General features: G+C 52.4%; 15 protein-coding genes. All 15 read left to right on the top strand.

All coding sequences use genetic code 11. The features are described 5' to 3' along the window. Window positions 1–37 precede the first annotated feature (37 nt). Window positions 38–2,110 carry a DNA polymerase III subunit gamma/tau gene (gene dnaX / locus Q4526_RS07040; protein ID WP_215976300.1) on the top strand — a complete coding sequence of 691 codons (2,073 nt, stop codon included), beginning with the start codon at window positions 38–40 and terminating at the stop codon, window positions 2,108–2,110. A gap of 26 nt (window positions 2,111–2,136) precedes the next feature. Continuing rightward, on the top strand, window positions 2,137–2,460 hold the full coding sequence (locus Q4526_RS07045) for a YbaB/EbfC family nucleoid-associated protein (protein WP_215976301.1): 324 nt from the start codon (window positions 2,137–2,139) through the stop codon (window positions 2,458–2,460). Window positions 2,461–2,487: 27 nt separating this feature from the next. Beyond that, window positions 2,488–3,084 carry a recombination mediator RecR gene (recR, locus tag Q4526_RS07050; protein ID WP_215976302.1) on the top strand — a complete coding sequence of 199 codons (597 nt, stop codon included), beginning with the start codon at window positions 2,488–2,490 and terminating at the stop codon, window positions 3,082–3,084. Window positions 3,085–3,134: 50 nt separating this feature from the next. Next, a complete protein-coding gene (rnd, locus tag Q4526_RS07055) occupies window positions 3,135–4,277 on the top strand; it encodes a ribonuclease D (RefSeq protein ID WP_215976303.1) in 1,143 nt (380 codons plus the stop codon). After that, window positions 4,274–4,564 carry a YcgL domain-containing protein gene (locus Q4526_RS07060; protein WP_215976304.1) on the top strand — a complete coding sequence of 97 codons (291 nt, stop codon included), beginning with the start codon at window positions 4,274–4,276 and terminating at the stop codon, window positions 4,562–4,564. Before rnd ends, Q4526_RS07060 begins: the two co-directional genes overlap by 4 nt. Continuing rightward, window positions 4,564–5,007 carry a YcgN family cysteine cluster protein gene (locus tag Q4526_RS07065; RefSeq protein WP_215976305.1) on the top strand — a complete coding sequence of 148 codons (444 nt, stop codon included), beginning with the start codon at window positions 4,564–4,566 and terminating at the stop codon, window positions 5,005–5,007. Before Q4526_RS07060 ends, Q4526_RS07065 begins: the two co-directional genes overlap by 1 nt. 1 nt (window position 5,008) lies before the next feature. Next, window positions 5,009–5,383 (top strand): hypothetical protein, encoded by a 375-nt coding sequence (locus Q4526_RS07070; protein WP_215976306.1) that lies wholly within the window; start codon window positions 5,009–5,011, stop codon window positions 5,381–5,383. A gap of 65 nt (window positions 5,384–5,448) precedes the next feature. Beyond that, window positions 5,449–7,572 (top strand): VWA domain-containing protein, encoded by a 2,124-nt coding sequence (locus Q4526_RS07075; protein ID WP_215976307.1) that lies wholly within the window; start codon window positions 5,449–5,451, stop codon window positions 7,570–7,572. Next, complete coding sequence (locus tag Q4526_RS07080) at window positions 7,572–8,006, top strand: GNAT family N-acetyltransferase (protein WP_215976308.1); 435 nt, start codon at window positions 7,572–7,574, stop codon at window positions 8,004–8,006. The genes Q4526_RS07075 and Q4526_RS07080 overlap by 1 nt, the downstream gene beginning before the upstream one ends. A 14-nt stretch (window positions 8,007–8,020) precedes the next feature. Next, complete coding sequence (locus Q4526_RS07085) at window positions 8,021–8,806, top strand: class II glutamine amidotransferase (protein ID WP_303604505.1); 786 nt, start codon at window positions 8,021–8,023, stop codon at window positions 8,804–8,806. A gap of 140 nt (window positions 8,807–8,946) precedes the next feature. After that, on the top strand, window positions 8,947–9,417 hold the full coding sequence (locus Q4526_RS07090) for a Dps family protein (RefSeq protein WP_215976309.1): 471 nt from the start codon (window positions 8,947–8,949) through the stop codon (window positions 9,415–9,417). Window positions 9,418–9,571: 154 nt separating this feature from the next. Continuing rightward, window positions 9,572–13,480 carry an ATP-dependent RNA helicase HrpA gene (gene hrpA, locus Q4526_RS07095; protein WP_215976310.1) on the top strand — a complete coding sequence of 1,303 codons (3,909 nt, stop codon included), beginning with the start codon at window positions 9,572–9,574 and terminating at the stop codon, window positions 13,478–13,480. 158 nt (window positions 13,481–13,638) lie between these two features. Then, entirely contained in the window at window positions 13,639–13,965 is a 327-nt protein-coding gene (locus Q4526_RS07100; RefSeq protein WP_215976311.1) for a hypothetical protein, read from the top strand. After that, a complete protein-coding gene (locus Q4526_RS07105) occupies window positions 13,965–14,831 on the top strand; it encodes a DUF692 domain-containing protein (RefSeq protein ID WP_215976312.1) in 867 nt (288 codons plus the stop codon). Before Q4526_RS07100 ends, Q4526_RS07105 begins: the two co-directional genes overlap by 1 nt. Continuing rightward, a complete protein-coding gene (locus Q4526_RS07110; protein WP_303609570.1) occupies window positions 14,824–15,570 on the top strand; it encodes a DUF2063 domain-containing protein in 747 nt (248 codons plus the stop codon). Before Q4526_RS07105 ends, Q4526_RS07110 begins: the two co-directional genes overlap by 8 nt. The last annotated feature ends 32 nt before the right edge of the window (window positions 15,571–15,602 follow it).

A 15,602-nucleotide genomic window follows, 5' to 3' on the forward strand; every position in this document is an offset into this window, starting at 1 on the left:
AATCTGTCCTTTGATTTAAAGCAATAACGAGGAAGGCATGAGTTATCAGGTCCTGGCACGTAAGTGGCGCCCCCGCACATTTCGCGATTTAGTGGGGCAGGAGCATGTGCTGCAGGCTCTGGTCAACGCGCTCGATCACGACCGACTTCACCACGCTTATCTGTTTACCGGCACCCGCGGTGTGGGCAAAACCACCATCGCCCGAATTCTCGCCAAGTGCCTTAATTGTGAAGCAGGGGTTAGCTCGACACCTTGTGGTCAGTGTTCCGCCTGCGTTGAAATTGCCGAAAATCGCTTTGTCGATTTGATCGAAGTGGATGCCGCCAGCCGTACCAAGGTGGAAGATACCCGCGAGTTGTTGGAAAACGTGCAGTACGCGCCGACCCGTGGTCGTTACAAAGTGTACCTAATTGACGAAGTGCACATGTTGTCGACGCACTCGTTTAATGCGCTTTTGAAAACCCTGGAAGAACCGCCACCGCACGTTAAATTTCTCTTGGCCACCACCGATCCGCAGCGTTTGCCGGTGACTATTCTATCGCGCTGCCTGCAGTTTAACCTTAAGAATATGACTCCTGAATTGGTGACAGGGCACTTACAGCATGTGCTGGAAGCCGAAGCGGTTCCCTTTGAAGAAAGCGCCTTATGGCAGTTGGGGCGCGCCGCCGATGGCAGTATGCGCGACGCTCTGAGTCTGACCGATCAGGCCATTGCTTTTGGCTCCGGCAAGGTGACTGAAGCGCAAGTACGCACCATGCTCGGCACTATTGATCGCAGTGCGGTATACGACATCTTGCAGGCTTTGGCTGTGGGTGATGCGAAAGCGGTGTTGCAAGCCGTTGCGCAAATGGCCGAACACGCCCCGGACTTTGCCAGTGCTCTGGCCGATTTATTATCAATTTTGCATCGCGTGGCCATTGGTCAAGCCCTGCCGGAAGCTGTGGATAACAGCCAGGGTGACAGAGATCAGGTGCTGGCACTGGCCACCCAGTTGCCGAGTGAAGACGTACAATTATTTTACCAAACCGGCCTGTTGGGGCGGCGCGATCTACCTTTGGCGCCAGAGCCACGGGCGGGGCTGGAAATGGTGTTGTTAAGAATGCTGGCGTTTAGGCCCCAAGGGGTAACCGATGTGCCGAGCAAGACCTTACCGGCATCAGCAGGGAATGCGCCTGAACCAGCAGCACCGGCTCCAGCGCCATCAGTAGTACCGGCACCTACCGAGAGTGCGCCGGCGGTCAGTGCCCCCGAGGTCAGTCCTCCCGAGGTTGAACCGACCCGTAGCGATGCCAGCCAAGTCGATTCACCCGCGGCAGCCATGAGTGAGCCCGCCCCCCAAAGTGCTGCGCCGGAGCAGGCCGTGCCCTCGCAATCAGCACCCGTTGCGAACTCTCAGCACCCGGTATCAGAAGACCCACCGCCGTGGGATAACGCACCAGAATCTATGCAGGCCGAGTCGGTGCCTGACGTGGAAATTTCTCCGCCTGAGCCGAGCGCGAATTATCGATCTGAGCCACATCAGGCACCTGCACAAGAGTCTTTGCAACAGTCCCCGCAAGAGCCCCCGCAAGCTGCGCCGCCTCAGAGGCCGCAAGCCCCGGTTCAGACGCCGAGTCAGCCCTCTGTGTCGACCTCAGCTCAGCCTGCCGTTCAGGCACCCACTCCGTCGGCATCAGTGGCACCGCCGCGCGCGCCGGTTGAGCGTATTGTGCTCGACAATGCCAACCCCACCACCTGGCCACAGATATTTTTGGGATTAGATGTTGGTGGTATGTTGCAAAATACGGCGGCCAATTGCGAGTTAGTCGGGCGCCAGGCCAATCAATTTCACTTTGTACTGGATGAGAACAACAGCAGCTTATACAGCGAGGGACATCAGCAGCGCTTAGCCGATGCCCTGACGGATTATTTTCAGCAGCCGGTGCAGGTCATGATTCAACCCGGGACTATTGATACCGAAACCCCGGCGCAAATTGCAGAGCGCAAACGCAGTGCGCGCTTAACCCAGGCGGTTGAAGCGGTTAAGTCTGACCCCATAGTGCAACAGTTGATTGAACACTTTTCTGCCACACTCGATGAGAGTACTGTCGAGCCTGTGGACAGTCATTAAATTAGGGCACAAGTCCGGAGGTAATTATGTTTAAAGGTATGGGCGATATTATGCAACAGGCCCAACAAATGCAGTCGAAAATGCAAGAGGTGCAAGAAGCACTGGCCCGGGCCGAAGTGCAAGGGCAGGCTGGTGCCGGTATGGTGAAAATCACCATGACCGGGCGCCACGATGTTAAAAGCGTAAGCATCGATGACAGCTTGATGAGCGAAGATAAAGAAATGTTAGAGGACCTGATTGCAGCGGCAGTGAACGACGCCGTGCGCCGCGTCGAGAGCAACAACAAAGAGAAAATGTCAGAAGTGACCGCCGGCATGAATTTGCCACCTGGTTTTAAAATGCCTTTTTAACTCTCGTTCGGGGAAAAGAATCACAGAATGTTTAGCCCACTGATTGATGAACTTATGGCCGCGCTGCGTTGCCTGCCCAGTGTCGGCCCCAAGTCGGCCCAGCGCATGGCCATGCAATTGCTGGAGCACGACCGCGAAGGCGCTTTAAAATTGGCCGATTGCCTGGTGCGTTCGGTCGAAGGGGTTAAACGCTGCCAGCGCTGTCGTACGCTTACCGAACAGCCGCTATGCGGTGTGTGCGCCAATAGCCGCCGCGATAGTTCTCTATTGTGTGTGGTAGAAACTCCGGCCGATGTATTGGCGATTGAACAGGCGGGTAGTTATCAAGGTAAATATTTTGTACTGCTCGGCCACTTATCGCCCATTGATGGTGTTGGCCCTGAGGATATTGGTATCGATCAGTTATTAACCCTGATTGACCAAGAGCCTATTGAAGAAATTATTCTGGCGACTAACCCGACCATTGAAGGTGAAGCGACAGCGTTTTATATCAGCGAAAAAGCTCAGCGAGCCGGCGTAACCGTATCGCGCATTGCCCACGGTGTCCCCTTGGGGGGTGAGCTAGAATATATTGACGGCGGCACTTTGGCTCATGCGTTCTCAAGTCGCCGCGCCATTCGATAAATCTATGTGTGCTCAGCGACTTGCTCGGCACGCAGATCATTAAGACATATATGCAAATACCAACAGAACCTATTTGGGTCGAGAGTGAACAAACGTTGCGCGAGCTTTGTCAGCGCTGGTCTACTCAAGCTGCTATCGCGGTGGATACTGAGTTTATGCGCAGCGATACCTACTATCCTATTGCCGGTTTAATTCAGGTAGGCGATGGTAACGGCTGCTATTTAATTGATCCGGTGGCCATTAAAGACCTATCGCCCTTGGCCGAGCTGTGGCGTAACGAAAACGTGGTTAAGGTGCTGCATGCTTGCTCGGAAGATCTGGAAGTTTTTAATGTCTCCATGTCTGCTTTGCCCACCCCTTTGTTTGATACGCAAATAGCCGCGGCTTTTGCCGGTTATGGCTTTTCTTTAGGTTATGCCAATCTTGCCCGTGAAATGTTGGGCGTGGATATCCCCAAGGGTGAAACCCGCTCCGACTGGTTGGCGCGTCCACTCAGCGTGGCGCAAAAAAAATACGCCGCATTGGATGTCGCTCATTTGTTAATTGTGTACGGCAAGCTTTTGCAGGCTCTGAAACAGAATAACCGCTTGAGCTGGGTGCAATCGGACTGCGAAGCATTGATTAACAATGCTCGTACTCCCCTTAACCCGTCACTAGCCTATGAAAAAATAGGCATGGGCTGGAAGCTAGCCGAGCGCAGTGTGGCAGTGCTACAACTATTGGCCCAGTGGCGTGAGTGCGAGGCTCGCAAGCGCGATCTGCCGCGTAATCGTTTGCTTAAAGAGCAGCCACTGTTTGAAATGGCTCGTCGCTTACCCGATAGCCTGTCGCAGCTAGAGCGCATTGACGGTATCCCTAAACGCACGCTGCTCGATGATGGTGAACAATTATTGGATATTATCGCCCAAGGCTGTGCACTGCCCGAGTCCGAATTGCCCGCACGTATGACTCCGCCTTTGGGGCGCGAATATGGCGCCGCCATGAAACAACTAAAAGCATGGGTTAAAGACCGGGCGGAACGCGAAGCCATACCGATTGAAGTATTGATTCGGAAAAAAGAGTACGAGCAAATTATTCGCGCGGTGGCGGCCGGTCAACCTGAACTGCCCGGGCGGCTCAATGGTTGGCGAGCGGCATTGTTTGCCCGCGATTTACTGGATGTTGCCCAGCGACAGGTAGAGGAAGTGCAATGAAAATCATTTGTCAGATATACCGCAGCACGAAAGACAGTGGTATGTACCTCTACTGTAAAAAAGAAGAGGGTCTGAGCAAAGTGCCTGAGGCGTTGATGAACCGCTTTGGCCGGGCAGAACCTGCCATGGTATTAATGCTGGACGAAAAGCGTAAGCTGGCCAATGCTGATATCACCAAAGTAATGGCAGCACTGCAAGAGGCCGGATATTTTCTACAGCTGCCGCCAGCCACAATCGCAAGTGAAGAAGCACAGGCGGTGGCCGTGAAAAATTCTAAGCTCTACTGATGGCCGATCAGGTTTTTTGGCAGAGTAAAAGCCTGGCCGAAATGTCGCACTCACAGTGGGAGCAGCTTTGCGATGGCTGCGGTAAATGCTGTTTGCACAAACTGGAAGATGAAGACACCGGAGAGGTGTTTTATACCGATGTTGCCTGCCAGCTGTTCGATGCCGAACAATGTCAATGCAGTGATTACCCACACCGGCAAGAACGCGTGCCAGAGTGCATGGTGCTCACCCTGGACGACCTAAAAACCGTTCAATGGTTACCGACAACTTGTGCCTACCGATTGTTAGCGGGTGGGCAACCGCTGCCCGATTGGCACCCATTGGTCAGCGGTGATCCGGACTCGACTTTAAAAGCCGGTATGTCCGTGGCCGGTCATGTTCAGACGGCGCAACAAGTGGCAGACGAAGATCTTGAAGAACATATTATTCACTGGGTAATCTGACATGGAAAAATTAACCACGGCGTGGCTGGTGTACTTGGCAGCAGGCGTCTTATTGGGCTTGTTTGGCTGGCGAATCACCCGGCCTTTATCGCGCTACTGGCAACATTTCTTACTAGTCTCCTACGCGGTTCTGGTCTTTACCCCCTTTAGTCTAAACTTGGCTGAACAGCCCGATGCCTATGCACCAGCGCTTTTTGTAGCAGTGTTAAATAGTTTGTTTCAGGGGGTAGAAGCGGGGCTTGATGCTGCGGTGACTTTGGCACTTATTTGGATTGGGGCACTGTTGGTTTCTCTGATCTATTTACTGTTAAGCGGCCGTCGAGTTGCTCGTCGCAAGCACGCACACACCCGTGAGGCGACGGAGCATCCCTCATAACACCATTGCACAAATTCAGCACACTGCTATAAGTGGTATAAGGGTTTTATTGAATTGAGGATGATATGGGTATACGAATAATAATACTGGCGACTCTGTGGGTTTTGATGGCTCCACTGTCTGTTCAGGCGCAAGACAGTGTACCCGCGGATGTCAGGCTACTGGTGGATATTTCCGGCAGTATGAAACAAACTGACCCCAATAACTTGCGTATCCCAGCGCTCGAACTGATGGTTAAATTGCTACCAGAGGACACTCAAGCCGGTGTTTGGAGTTTTGGTCGGCAGGTCAATATGTTGGTGCCGTTCGACTCGGTCGACGATGCTTGGCGCCAGCAAGCGCAAAATAAAACCGGCCAAATCAATTCGGTAGGGTTATTTACCAATATTGGCGAGGCGCTGGAAAAGGCCTCTGCCGTTGCCCCCAAGTCAGGTATGAGCAGTCTGGTGTTACTGACGGACGGCAAAGTCGATATCGATAAAAAGGCCAGCCGCAATGCGCAAGAGCGCCAACGTATCCTCTCTGAATTACTGCCCGAATTAAAACGCAAAGGCTTTACCATCCATACCATCGCGCTGTCTAACGACGCTGATACAGAATTATTGCAGCAGTTGTCGCGTACCACCGATGGGGTATATTCGGTGGCGGAAACAGCGGATGAGCTAATGCAGTCCTACTTGCTGATGTTTGATCAGGCTGTACCGGCCAAGCGTCTGCCGCTATCCGATAACCGCTTTCAGGTCGACAGCTCGGTGGATGAATTCACGGCGCTGATTTTTCGCCAGCCCGACTCGAGCCCTACGCAACTAATTGATCCGGCGGGTAATAAAATTAACAGTGCCCAACACCCCAATACGGTGTCTTGGTACGGCGCCGACAGTTACGATCTGATTACGGTGCATAACCCCAAAACCGGCCAATGGCAAGTAGTGGCCGATGAGACACCACAAAATAGAGTGACCGTTGTCAGCGACTTGGAATTGCGAGTAGCCGAGTTACCCAATAATGTCATCGCCGGTAACGAACTGCCCGTCGAATTTGGTTTGTATGAAAAAGGTGAGGTCATCACTGACCCCGACTTCTTAAACCTACTAACCGCCCGAGCCGAAATCACGCCAGTTGGCGAGCCTGGGCGTTGGCAGCTACCTTTGCCCACCGACCCAATTCCGGCGGGGGGAGTCTTCACCGAAACCATACCAAAGTTTAAACAGCGTGGCGATTTTGATCTCACCATTGTGGTCGATGGCAAGACCTTTGCTCGCGAATTTAAACACCGTGTCAAAGTTGATTCTTTGTTTGATGTGCAAATGGATAAGCGCATTGAAAACGATCAAGTTCACTACGATATTGTGGTAAGAGGTGATCCGAACCTGATAAATACCGAGCTTTCCGCCGTGGTGGCTCATGTTAAAACCTCAGGCGGCAACAGTGAGTTGGAAACCTTAAGTCAAACCGATATCGGTCGCTGGGTGTTTAGTGTTACTGCGGATGAAGTCGCCCGTTATGCCATAGACCTACAGGCCAGCGGTGAGGATGCCGATGGCAATGCGTTTGACGAAAACCTGCCCAGTTTGTATTTCACCTACCCGGAGCAAGGCGACCCGATCCTGACCGAGGCGGATAAAGAAATACAAGCGTTGAAGCAGTTGCTGGCCGAAGAGAAAAAAGCACTAGCCGCAGAAACGAATCAACCTGAGCCCACGTTGCCCGAAGAGCAATCTGCTGACAGTGAATCCTCCAGTTTATCTGCAAGTAGCTCAAGTGCCCCTCAAGTACAGGCCGCTGCAACAAGCCAAATTGATTCAGACAGTAAGCCTGAAGAAGACCGCGAAGAGGGCGGAACCGATTGGCTAATGATCCTGGCTATAGCTGGTGGCAATGTGTTATTGGCGGCCATGGTTTATTTTGTTTATCGCCAGTTCAGTACGAAAGATGTGCAAAGCGAACTGGATGAATTTGAACAAGCGCTACAGCAAAACCTTGAGGGCGAAGATAAGCCTGAAACAACGCCTCAGGCTGCTACTAAACCGGCCCCCGCCGTGGATGATGACGATCCTCTGGCCGCTTTAGATGCTCTGTCCGTTAGCGCACCGGACTCGGATGAAATGTTTCCAGTTGATGATACTAAAAACAACGCTGGCGATATCCCTATGGACGAGCTGGATAATGACCCAGACAGCAAGCCCTAATGTATGCCACTAAAGCCGAGCGGGATTGCTATCCGGCGATCTCGCGCTGTTACCGGCAGTGGGGCGAAAAAGCCAAGTGCGGCAAGCTTGATCATGTATACACGCTCAGCGATGACGAATCCGCTTGGGTAGGGGCGGCTCGAATTCTGCCGTTAGCCGATAACGCTTTTTTATTGCGCAATTTAACCATTGCCCCCAGCTTGCGCGGCCGCGGTTATGCCCGCCAATTAATGCAATCCATTTTGCAAGATCCTCAGATTCAACCACTATATTGCTACGCCTTGGATTATTTGCGAGAGTTTTATCTCGGTCTTGGGTTTTGCGAAATGCTACCCTCTGAAGTGCCCAAGGTGGTGGCCGACCCTTATTGTCGCTATCGAGCTAACGGCAAAAGCTTTATTTTATTGGGTTTCGGGGCCGCCTGCTGTGATTGAACGAGGAACAGACTGTGTGTGAATTGCTGGGAATGTCAGCCAATGTCCCCACCGACCTATGTTTTAGCTTTACTGGGTTGCTGCAACGCGGCGGTGGCACCGGCCCCCACCGCGATGGTTGGGGAGTGGTATTTTACGAAGGCAAAGGCATCCGTGCCTTTCGTGACAGTGCACCTAGCGTCGAGTCCGAAATTGCCAAGTTGGTGAGCCGTTTTCCCATGAAAAGCTGTATTGCCATCAGCCATATCCGCGAGGCGAATGTAGGCTCGGTATGTTTGGAGAACACCCATCCGTTTGTGCGCGAACTGTGGGGGCAGAACTGGACCTTTGCCCACAATGGCCAGCTCGCTAACCCCAATGAGCTAGCGCTGGGCGATTTTATCCCCGTGGGGACAACTGACAGCGAACGTGCATTTTGTTGGTTACTTGGCAGTATTAAACAACACTTTTCTGAGCCAAAGATTATTGAGCAAGACCGCCCCGCGTACTGGCAGCAATTAAAGCGCTGGTGTGACCATTTGCATAGCCGCGGAGTAGCCAATTTACTATTCAGCGAAGGTCGCTATCTTTACGCCTATTGTTCTACTAAGCTGCATTGGGTGACTCGCCGCGCGCCCTTTGGTGAGGCGCAGCTCAGCGATGCCGAAATGGCGGTGGATTTTGGTGAACACACCACTGATAAAGACATAGTGACAGTTATTGCCACCCAGCCGTTAACCAATAACGAACGGTGGAGCAAGATGCAGCCGGGTGAGTTTATTGTATTTGACCAGGGTGAGGTGGCACTGCAAGTCAAGTAATTCTAGTGGTACCTTGAAATCACCTGCAGCAGCCATATTGTATATTTATAGCGACTATTTAGATTATTGATTGTCTTAACCTTGAGCGAGATTGTTATTATGCATTCATACCTCGTGAATAACGCAGTAAAGGAGAACACATGGATATTGATATAGGTATCAAACAAGCAGATCGCAAAGAACTGGCCGAGGGCTTGGCGCGGGTTTTGGCAGACACCTACACCTTGTACCTAAAAACCCATAACTACCACTGGAATGTGACAGGTCCCATGTTTCAGACGCTGCACACCATGTTTGAAACTCAATACACTGAACTTGCTATTGCTGTGGACGATTTGGCTGAGCGAATTCGCTCGTTAGGTTACCCGGCACCTGGCACCTACAAGGCCTATGCTGAGCTCTCTTCGATTAAAGAAGAGGAAGGTGTGCCCAGCGCTAAAGAAATGATTGCCAACCTGGTGGCAGGCCAAGAATCTGTGGTGAAAACGGCACGTGCCCTCTACCCAACAGTGGATAAGGCCAGTGACGAGGCCACCGGCGACTTATTAACCCAGCGCATTCAGCTGCACGAAAAAACCGCCTGGATGCTACGCTCGCTTTTGGAAGAGTAATGCTTTAGCGGTTATACCCTGCGGCCCGGTGTCTTAGACGCCGGGCCGTTTTTGTTTGGGGCATGGAGTGTGTTCTTACTGCTTTACGCAACCGCTGCCACTCATCAAAGATCCGATAACAGGGTACAATAGCGGCCCTGTAATTGGAGAGTGTATGTCAGAATTACCCCTTAATCTCGATCGTCCGCTAGAGCAAGTAATGCTGCGGGATGTGTTTCGCCTTAAGCGCAAAGCGCAGGATATTCGCCAGCGTGAAAAGCAGGGCAAGCCCGTGGATCAGATGATCGACCGCTGGCAACAAGAGTGGGCAGTTTCCTGCCAGTTGGTACAGGCGCGCGCTCAAGCTGTTCCCCAAAGTATTGAATTTCCTGAGAATTTACCTGTCAGCGGTAAACGAGATGACATTGCCGAGCTCATTCGCGATCATCAGGTGGTGGTTCTAGCCGGTGAGACAGGTTCGGGTAAAACCACCCAGCTGCCCAAAATATGTCTGCAGCTGGGATTGGGCGTCAAAGGCATGATTGGCCACACTCAGCCCCGACGTATTGCGGCGCAAACCGTAGGTGCACGGGTCGCCGAGGAGTTGGGCTCAAATCTCGGTGAAATGGTGGGCTACCAAGTTCGCTTCACCGAACAGACGACCGAGACGTCACTGATTAAAGTCATGACCGACGGGATCTTGCTGGCTGAAATCCAACAAGACCCGATGCTCAATCGTTACGACACATTGATCATCGATGAGGCGCACGAGCGCAGTCTCAATATCGATTTTTTGTTGGGTTATCTCAAGCAGCTGCTGCCCAAAAGGCCCGACTTAAAACTGATTATTACCTCGGCGACTATTGACGTCGAGCGCTTCTCTGAGCACTTTAATAACGCACCTGTGATTGAGGTGTCGGGCCGTACTTATCCGGTGGATGTTTGGTATCGCCCCATGATCGACAGCGATAGCGAAGACAACGACAGCCACCAGGCCATTATCGACGCCATCAGTGAAATCGACCAGCACGAGCGAAAAACCGGCAAAGGGCGGGGCGGCGATATACTGGTCTTTTTAAGTGGCGAGCGGGATATTCGCGAGGCGGCAAAACGTTTGCGCCATGCCGATTTTCGTCACTTCGAAGTGCTTCCCTTTTACGCCCGTCTGAGCCTGGCCGAGCAAAACCGTGTCTTCTCCAGCCACAAAGGGCGGCGGATTGTACTCGCCACTAATGTGGCAGAAACCTCTATCACCGTGCCCGGTATTCGCTATGTGATTGACACCGGCGTGGCGCGGATTAGCCGCTACAGCGTGCGCACTAAAGTGCAGCGCCTGCCGATAGAACCAATCTCCCAGGCCAGTGCCAATCAACGTAAAGGGCGCTGTGGCCGGGTCAGCGACGGCATCTGTGTGCGGCTATACAGCGAAGAGGATTTCCTCGGGCGCCCCGAGTTTACCGACGCCGAAATCCTGCGCACCAATCTGGCCGCGGTTATTTTGCAAATGCTGCAGCTTAAAATCGGTGATATTCATAAGTTTCCATTTGTCGATGCACCGGACTCACGCCTCATTAACGACGGTTTTAAGCTGTTGCAAGAGCTCCACGCAGTGGACGGCAAGCAGCGCGTAACAGCCGATGGCAGGCGCCTGGCACAGCTGAGTGTGGACCCAACGCTGGCGCGAATGCTGCTGGCCGCCAGTGATTTAGGCGCACTGGATGAAGTCTTGATTATTGTCAGCGCCCTGTCGATTCAAGACCCGCGCGAGCGACCGGCGGAAAAGCAGCAAGCCGCGGATCAAATGCACCGCCGATTTTGGGATGAAAACTCTGACTTTGTCGGTTACGTCAATTTGTGGCGCTACTATGAAGAGCAGCGTCAGGCGTTGTCGCAAAATCAATTGCGCAAGTTGTGCAAGAAAGAGTTTTTGTCTTACCTGCGCCTGCGTGAATGGCGGGATATACATCGCCAGTTGAAGTTAACCGGACAAAAGTTAGGGCTCAAGTTCAACAAAGAGGCCGCCGATTACGCCTCGGTGCACCAGTCGATGGTGACAGGCTTACTGGGCAATATAGGTTTTCATAACGAGGGACGAGAATACCTCGGTGCGCGCAACCGAAAATTTTCGATTTTCCCAGGTTCCTCCCAAAATAAAAAACGTCCCAAGTGGATGGTGGCGGCGCAATTGATGGAAACCTCGCAGCTGTTTGCGCACGACGTCGCTAAAGTCGAACCCGAGTGGCTGCTTGAGGCGGCAAAACACTTGGTAAAACGCAACCACTTTGAACCGCATTACGATGTTAAGTCCGGCCAGGTAAAAGCGTTTGAAAAAGTCAGCTTATATGGGTTAACACTGGTTGAGAGACAGCGGGTTAACTACAGCCAAATCAACCCGGTTGAGTGCCGCGAAGTGTTTATCCGGGCCGCCCTGGTGGAAGGGCGGTACGTTAAACGTGGCCAAAAGGCACCGGATTTTTATCGTCACAATCAAAAGCTGATCGAAGAGTTAGAAGCGCTTGAGGCAAAGTCGCGCCGGCGCGATATTTTGGCCGAAGACGAAACCGTCTTTCAATTTTACGATGAACGCATTCCTGGCGATGTGATCAATCGCGCCGGCTTCGAAAATTGGCGCAAACAGGCCGAAGAAAAACAAGCCGATGTACTAAAAATCCCGCGCGAACGCTTAATGCAGCGCACCGTGCAGGATATCAGTGAAGCTCAGTTTCCCGATGAACTTGAATGGCAGGGGATGCGCTTCCCGTTAACTTACCATTTCGAACCCGGGCATTGTGATGATGGAGTGACCGTTAATGTCCCCATGAGCTTGTTACACGAGTTGCCAGAGCATCGATTGGATTGGCTGGTGCCGGGCATGTTGCGCGACAAGTGCATCGATTTATTAAAGAGCTTGCCAAAATCGCTGCGCAAACACTTTGTGCCCGTGCCTGATGTGGTGGACAAAGCGCTCAGTGCTATGGCGGTGGATAATGTCCCCCTAATTGAGGCGCTGTCGCATCAGTTAAAACGCCAAACTCTGGTAGAGGTTAAAGAATCCGACTGGCAGCAGGCGAATATAGAAGATTTTTTCCGCTTCAATATTCGGGTGGTGGATGATCGTGGCAAAGCCATCGCTGCCAGTCGCGATCTATCCGAGTTGCGGGCAAGCTACAAAGAAAAAGTGCAAAGCAATATACGCGACGCCGCCGATGATATGACTCGCGAAGGGATTACCCAGTGGGACTTACAATTGCCGGAAACGGTTGAGCTGAAACGCAAAGGTATCAGTATCAGAGCCTACCCGACGTTGGTGGACAAAGCCGATTCCGCCGCAATGGAAGTGCTGGATAATCCGCGCCAAGCGCATTACCAATCATTGGCAGGTGTCAGTCGGCTAATTTTACTGGAGTGCCGCGAGACGGTTAAGTACCTCAACAAAGAGCTACTGAAAGGTAAAGAGCTGGGGCTAACGGTGGTGCAGCTGGGCAAACGCGATGCCGTGGTTGACGATATTTGCATGGCCGCCGCCTGCCAGCTGGGGCTGGCAGGCGGCGAGCTGCCCCGAGATGAGCAAGCTTTTGCCGCTGCCGTTGCTAAGGTAAAGCCAGAGCTGGTAGAGCGAAGCCAAGCGTTAGCGGATATTTTAGTTCAATCGCTGGCGCGGGTGGTGGCGATTAAAAAGCAGTTAAAACAGAGTAAAAATGCACTGACCATGGCACTCGCGGCCGGTGATGTCAGTCGCCAGTTGGATGGGCTGTTTTATCCAAAAATAGTCTTTAATACTCCTTACGACTGGTTTTGCCAGTACCCACGCTACCTTGAGGCGATACAGGTGCGGCTGGAAAAAGTTGTGCTTAACGCCCAGAAAGATCGAGTGCAAATGGCGGAAATCGAGGTGCACGAGGGTCGCTTAGAGGAATACCTGAGCAAAAATGGCGACTACCAATTGCACGAAAATCCGCTCTTGGCGCAGTATCGCTGGTCGATTGAAGAGCTGCGCGTGTCACTATTTGCTCAGACGTTAAAGACTCGCTTGCCCGTTTCTGGTAAGCGCCTCAACAAGCTCTGGCAAGAGATTGGCACCTAGCCGCTTGCCTTTTGAGGCAAAAACGAGAGCTTATTTTATAAAACCGTGGGCGAGTTGTAACAATTTTCCTCTTTGATCCTCTATAGTCAGTGTGCAGCTCATACAGGATGTCGGTTTGAGCTGCAGCACGAACCCTTTAAATACATGGAGATGGTCAAATGAATAAAAACTTTAAAGCCCCTATGGCAGCTGCGGTTGGCGCAGCGTTTATGGCAAGTGCCGCAATGACCTCGGTAGCGACGGCTGCTGAAAACCCTTTTGCCGCCGAGACTCTGCAGTCGGGCTATAAATTAGCCGATGCCGAGGGCAAGTGTGGTGAAGGTAAGTGCGGGGAAGAGAAAGCCGACCGTGAAGGCAAATGCGGCGAAGAGAAAGCTGAGAGCGAAGGTAAATGCGGCGAAGGCAAATGTGGTGAAGCTAAAGCCGACACAGAAGGTAAATGTGGTGGTGAAAAAGCCGACAAAGAAGGCACCTGTGGTCACTAATGTCTGGTCATCACTTTGACATTACCGGCGCGGGCTTGGGCCTGCGCCGGAACTTATTAACGCCTCTGGCCGAGACCGATACAGCGGATATCGCCTTTATGGAGGTGGCGCCTGAGAATTGGATTGGGGTAGGTGGGCGGCTTGGTAAACAGTTTCGTCGCTATACCGAACGCTTCCCCTTTGTTTGCCACGGTTTGTCGCTCTCTATCGGCTCGCGCGACCCACTGAACGAAGAGTTACTCTACGCCGTTAAGCACTTTATGCGCGAGCATGGCATCCACGGCTATTCTGAGCATTTAAGCTTTTGCAGTGATGATGGTCAGTTGTATGATCTTTTACCCATTCCCTTTACCGAAAAAGCGGCCGGTTATGTAGCCGAACGTATACTACGAGCGCAGGATATTCTCGGCCAGCGTATCGCCATTGAAAATGCCTCCTATTATTGTGCGCCGGGGGCAGAAATGTCGGAAAGCGACTTTATTAACCTAGTGCTGACAAAAGCCGATTGCAGCCTGTTGTTGGATGTTAATAATATCATCGTCAACAGTGTTAACCACGGTTACGATGCCCGGCAATTTTTGCATTCACTGCCCTTGGAGCGAGTCGCCTACGCCCATATTGCCGGTCACTACCACGAAGCCGAAGATCTGCGGGTTGATACCCATGGCGCCCCCGTTGAGCGAGAAGCCTGGCAGTTGCTAGATACGTTCTATCAGCAGGCAGGCCCAGTAGCCACCTTGCTGGAGCGAGACTTTAATATTCCACCTATGCCCGTACTGCTGCAAGAAGTGGCCGAGATTCGTCGTATTCAAGCGCCTTACCTAAGCGCAACCGACAGGACACATGGAGAGCTTGTGCGTGAGTGATTTTCAACAAGTGCAGCAAACGCTGAGTGATCATTTGCGCGACCCCGGGCAACATCTAGCACCGGCGGGTATGGAAGACCGCCGCGTGGCCATCTACCGGGATTTAATCTACAACAACATCGAAGGTTTTATTGCCGGTGGATTTCCGGTATTAAGAGACATACTGAACGATGAGCTCTGGCACGCTTTGGTTCGGGATTTTGTGCGCCATCACCGCAGCCTCAGCCCCTACTTTTTGGAAATCAGCCAAGAGTTTTTACAATTCTTGCAGCGGGAGTTCGAGCCCAGTGGGCGTTACCCCGATTTTATGCTGGAGTTAGCCCACTACGAGTGGGTGGAGCTGGCCCTGGATGTGGCGCCTGGAGAGTTACCCGCCAAGCCTGTGCACGCTCAATTGCTGGAGCAGGTGTTGGAGGTGTCACCACTGCTTTGGTGTTTGAGTTATCGCTACCCGGTGCATCAGATCGGGCCCGATTACCAGCCGGAAACCCCTCCCGAAGCCCCCACTTTTTTGCTGGTTTACCGCGACAGGTCCGATAAGGTGGCGTTTATGTTGAGCAATGCGGTCACTGTTCGCTTGATTAAGTTGTTGCAAAGCGGTGAGCGCACCGGACGTGAAGCACTGTTGCAACTGGTTGATGAAATGCAGTATCCCACGCCTTCCCAGTTGTTAAAGTTTGGCTCTGATCTGCTGGAGCAGCTTTATCAGTGCGATATTCTCTGGCCTCGAGCCATATAAATTTCCCTCTTGGGCCGCTACTATTGAGTAGG

The sequence above is a fragment of the Gilvimarinus sp. 2_MG-2023 genome (assembly GCF_030547685.1).
Taxonomy (GTDB): Bacteria; Pseudomonadota; Gammaproteobacteria; order Pseudomonadales; family Cellvibrionaceae; genus Gilvimarinus.

Excerpts from the sequence above, each read along its gene's own strand:
- dnaX (WP_215976300.1), top strand. The coding sequence starts at position 38 with ATGAGTTATCAGGTCCTGGCACGTAAGTGGCGCCCCCGCACATTTCGC.
- Q4526_RS07045 (WP_215976301.1), top strand. The coding sequence starts at position 2,137 with ATGTTTAAAGGTATGGGCGATATTATGCAACAGGCCCAACAAATGCAG.
- recR (WP_215976302.1), top strand. The coding sequence starts at position 2,488 with ATGTTTAGCCCACTGATTGATGAACTTATGGCCGCGCTGCGTTGCCTG.
- rnd (WP_215976303.1), top strand. The coding sequence starts at position 3,135 with ATGCAAATACCAACAGAACCTATTTGGGTCGAGAGTGAACAAACGTTG.
- Q4526_RS07060 (WP_215976304.1), top strand. The coding sequence starts at position 4,274 with ATGAAAATCATTTGTCAGATATACCGCAGCACGAAAGACAGTGGTATG.
- Q4526_RS07065 (WP_215976305.1), top strand. The coding sequence starts at position 4,564 with ATGGCCGATCAGGTTTTTTGGCAGAGTAAAAGCCTGGCCGAAATGTCG.
- Q4526_RS07070 (WP_215976306.1), top strand. The coding sequence starts at position 5,009 with ATGGAAAAATTAACCACGGCGTGGCTGGTGTACTTGGCAGCAGGCGTC.
- Q4526_RS07075 (WP_215976307.1), top strand. The coding sequence starts at position 5,449 with ATGGGTATACGAATAATAATACTGGCGACTCTGTGGGTTTTGATGGCT.
- Q4526_RS07080 (WP_215976308.1), top strand. The coding sequence starts at position 7,572 with ATGTATGCCACTAAAGCCGAGCGGGATTGCTATCCGGCGATCTCGCGC.
- Q4526_RS07090 (WP_215976309.1), top strand. The coding sequence starts at position 8,947 with ATGGATATTGATATAGGTATCAAACAAGCAGATCGCAAAGAACTGGCC.
- hrpA (WP_215976310.1), top strand. The coding sequence starts at position 9,572 with ATGTCAGAATTACCCCTTAATCTCGATCGTCCGCTAGAGCAAGTAATG.
- Q4526_RS07100 (WP_215976311.1), top strand. The coding sequence starts at position 13,639 with ATGAATAAAAACTTTAAAGCCCCTATGGCAGCTGCGGTTGGCGCAGCG.
- Q4526_RS07105 (WP_215976312.1), top strand. The coding sequence starts at position 13,965 with ATGTCTGGTCATCACTTTGACATTACCGGCGCGGGCTTGGGCCTGCGC.